3 protein-coding genes are annotated in these 3,916 nt (G+C 70.6%); 2 read left to right on the top strand and 1 reads right to left on the bottom strand.

The window, feature by feature from the left end:
- Nucleotides 1-934 (top strand): acetyl-CoA C-acyltransferase (locus V6M57_RS04570; protein ID WP_332813804.1); only part of this gene is annotated, 934 nt, incomplete at its 5' end.
- A gap of 169 nt (nucleotides 935-1,103) precedes the next feature.
- Here the strand turns inward: V6M57_RS04570 and V6M57_RS04565 are convergent.
- Nucleotides 1,104-3,383, bottom strand: a complete 2,280-nt coding sequence (locus V6M57_RS04565; protein ID WP_332813803.1) for a patatin-like phospholipase family protein — start codon at nucleotides 3,381-3,383, stop codon at nucleotides 1,104-1,106.
- Nucleotides 3,384-3,635: 252 nt separating this feature from the next.
- Between V6M57_RS04565 and V6M57_RS04560 the strand changes: the two genes are divergently transcribed.
- Nucleotides 3,636-3,916 (top strand): enoyl-CoA hydratase-related protein (locus V6M57_RS04560; protein WP_332813802.1); only part of this gene is annotated, 281 nt, incomplete at its 3' end.

Below are 3,916 nucleotides of genomic sequence, written 5' to 3'. Positions count from 1 at the left end.
CCGCTTCTGCGCCTCCGGCCTGTCGGCCGTGCAGATGGCGGCCGACCGCATCCGCGTGGGCGAGGCCGACGTGATGATCGCCGCCGGCACCGAGAGCATGAGCATGGTGCCCATGATGGGCAACACGCCCAGCCTGTCGCCCACCATCTTCCGCAACACGGACGACGTGGAGAGCTACGGCATTGCCTACGGCATGGGCCTCACGGCCGAGAAGGTGGCGCAGCAGTGGAAGGTGTCGCGCGACGCGCAGGACGCGTTCGCCGTGCAGTCGCACCAGCGCGCCGTGCTGGCCATGAAGAACGGCGAATTCACCGACGAGATCACACCGGTGGAAGTGACCGACCGCAGCGTGGACCTGGAGACCGCGGAGGTTGCCACCCGCAGCCGCATCATCAGCCTGGACGAAGGCGCGCGCCCCGACACCTCGCTCGAAGGCCTGGCCAAGCTGCGCACCGTGTTCGCCGCGCGCGGCTCGGTCACCGCCGGCAACAGCTCGCAGACCAGCGACGGCGCGGGCGCGCTGATCCTGGTGAGCGAGGCCGCCTTGAAGCGCTACAACCTCACGCCGCTGGCCCGCTTCGTGAGCTATGCGTCGCGCGGCGTGCCGCCCCACCTGATGGGCATCGGTCCTGTCGAGGCGATTCCGGCCGCGCTGAAGAACGCGGGCCTGAAGCAGGACGACATCGACTGGTTCGAACTCAACGAAGCCTTCGCGGCCCAGTCGCTCGCCGTCATGAACACCCTGGGCCTGGACCCGGCCAAGGTCAACCCCATGGGCGGCGCCATCGCGCTGGGCCACCCGCTGGGCGCCACCGGTGCCATCCGCTCGGCCACGGTGGTGCATGCGCTGCGCCGCCACAACAAGAAGTACGGCATGGTCACGATGTGCGTGGGCATGGGGCAGGGCGCCGCCGGAGTGTTTGAAAGGGTCTGACGACCCTCCCCCGCGCCGCGCTGGCAGCGCGTCACCCCCTCAAAGGGGGCGGGCACCAGCGGCCCGGCAAAGCCGGTTCCGCGGTGTCCCTGCGTTGGGACACTGTGCTCCGCCAATCGTTCTTAACGCGGTGCTCTCGGCGAGCCGCTGTACCACCAGTGAGCCGGCCCTACGGCCGTCCCAGCAGCAGGTACAGCCCGGTGTAGCCGCGTGCGGCGTGCACCAGGCTCAGGTAGAACGGGCCGACGCCGGTGTCCGCGCCCACGAACAGGCTGGAGCCGGTGCGCAGGCCCTTCAGGCCGATGTCGTGCCGGTCGGCCCAGGCGTTGCCCACTTCCAGCGAGCCGCCCGCGAACAGCGCGCGCGCCACCCCGACGTTCCAGGGCATGCGGCGGTAGTAGGTCAGGCGGCCAAACAGCAGGTAGTTGCCGGTCACCTGGCCCACGCGGTAGCCCGAGAGCTGCTGGAAACCGCCGAGCGAATATTCGTCGAGCGCGCCCAGCGGGATCTGGTTGGCGTAGCCCAGGCGCGCACCGGCGTTCAGTGTGTGGGGGCCCCACGAGCCCACGGCGTTGAACGTGCTGTCGAGCCGGACGAAATCGGTGCCGACGGTGCCTTCGGCGTTGCGCCGGCCCACCATCAGGTCGCCCTTGATCCGGTGGCCGGCCGAGGGAAAGTTGGCGTGGTCGAGCTGGTCGGAGATCAGCGCCATGCGCACGCCGCCCTCGCGCCAGCGCTGCGTGCTCAGACCGGCGGTCTGGTCCACCACGCTGGCGCTCACCAGCTCCGGTTCGGCGCGCCGGGCGCTGCCGGTCAATCCCAGCCGGAACTCGCCCAGGTGGCCCTGCAGACCGATCGGCCAGCCGACGTCGACACCGGCCTGCACCCCGCGGCGCTTGCCGGTGGCCACCGCGTCGCCATGGGTGTCGAAGAGTTCGATGCGCTTCAGGCTGGCGTCGGCCCAGGCCGCCACGAACCAGTTGGCCCGGCGGTCCAGCGGCTGGTAGAACTCGGTGAACGCGCCCAGCGTCTCGCCCAGCTGGAAGCGGTTGCGCCACTCGGCGCCACCGCTGTTGACCCAGTGGCGGTTGTGGCTCAGGCGCAGGTTGAACGCGCCCTGGCCGTCGAAATCGGTGCGCAGGTCCAGCCCGAGCCGCACGTAGTTCGGGCCCCAGCTGTTCTCGCGCAGCTGGATCACCAGCGCCTCGTCGGCGCGGCTGCCGATGCGCTCCAGCCGGTAGTCCACCTGCTCGTAGTCGCCGGTGGCAGCGAGCTGCTGCAGGTCGCTCTCGATCTGCGGCAGGTCGATGCCCTGATCGGGTCCGCTCTGCACCAGTTTCGACAGGCGCTGGGCGCGCGTGGCGTCCACGCCCTCGAAGCGCAGCGCGCCCACATGGCCGCCGCGGGTCAGGCCGGTGTCGGCGATGGCCTGGCGTTGGGCGGCCCAGGCGGCGTACTGCGCCGGGGGCACGGCGAAACGCTTCAGCGCCTCGCGCACCGACTGTGCGTAGTCGTGGCCGATCTTCACCAGCTCGGGCGCGCGGTTGAAGTCGGCCGAGGTGATCTTGCCCAGGGGCGGCAACAGCAGCAGGTCGTCCTTGGTCAGCGTGGCGATGCTGGCCTGCACGTTCTGCTCGGTCAGGATGTTGACCATCTGGGTGGTGATGCCCAGCAGGTTGCCCAGCGTCTCGCGTCCGGCCAGCGGCGTGCCGATGTTCACCGCGATCACCACTTCCGCGCCCATGCGCCGCGCCACGTCCACCGGCAGGTTGTTCACCAGCCCGCCGTCGCCCAGGATGCGGCCGTCGAGCTCCAGCGGCGCGAACACCCCGGGCACCGACATGCTCGCGCGCAGCGCGGCGGCGAGGTCGCCGTGTTCCATCACCACGGCCTGGCCGGTCTCCATGTCGGTGGCCACGGCGCGAAACGGGATCGGCAGGCCGTCGAAGCTGGCCTTGTGGCGCGTGGACAGGGTGTAGCGGCGCAGCATGGCCTCCAGCGCGCGGGTGGACACCGCGCCGCTGGGCAGACGGAACTCGCCGTCGCGAAAGCCCAGCCGCAGCACCGGCGAGAACTCGAAGTCTTCCTCCTTGCGGCGCTGCGACAGCAGTTGCCTCGGCTCGCGCGGGTCGAACAGGTCGCCCCACTCCAGCGCCAGGATCTCGTGTTCGAGCTCGTCGGCGCTCATGCCGCTGGCGTACAGCCCGCCGATGATGGCGCCCATCGAGGTGCCCACGATCAGGTCCACCGGCACCTGCGCCTGTTCCAGCACCTTGAGCACGCCCACGTGAGACAGGCCGCGCGCGCCGCCGCCGGAGAGCACCAGGCCCACCGTGGGCCGCTTGGGCGTGGGGGCAGCCTGGGCTGCCGGCTGCGGATCGGCCGCGTGGGACAGCGTGGGCAACCACAGGCCCAGGGCCAGCAGGCCGGCGCTCAGACAGCGGAACAAGGAGGGCGGACGAGGGGGCGGCATGGGTGGAACCTATCGTGAAAGGCCTGGCCTGCGAGAGGCCCGGGCAGCGGCGTGAACCGGCTTGCGCGAAGTGTAGGCCGCGGCCATGGGCCTTGTCGCGCAGTGGGCAGCGCACTCCAGACAATGCGGGCGGTTCGTGGTAATTTGGCGGCCCTGCGCACCCGCCCGGGCCGTCGGCCCACCGACCCCGGGCCCGCGATTTCTCCGCACAACCCATCCAGGCCCCTCATGAGCGACATCCTCGTCCACACCGAAGACGGCGTCACCACGCTGACCTTCAACCGCCCCGACAAAAAGAACTCCATCACCGCCGCCATGTACGCCGCGCTGGCCGATGCGCTGGCCGCCGCCGAGGCCGACCCGGCCGTGCGCTGCGTGGTGTTCCAGGGCCACGAAGCCATCTTCAGCGCCGGCAACGACATCGCCGATTTCCTCAACGCCCCACCGGCCACGCAGGACTCGCCGGTGTTCCGTTTCCTGCGCGGCATCGCGCTGTTTCCCAAACCCGT

The organism is Ramlibacter sp. (genome assembly GCF_036676645.1).
Lineage (GTDB): Bacteria > Pseudomonadota > Gammaproteobacteria > Burkholderiales > Burkholderiaceae_C > Ramlibacter.
The sequence above is the reverse complement of the archived record's forward strand: the minus strand, read 5'-3'. Positions and strand labels throughout refer to the sequence as shown.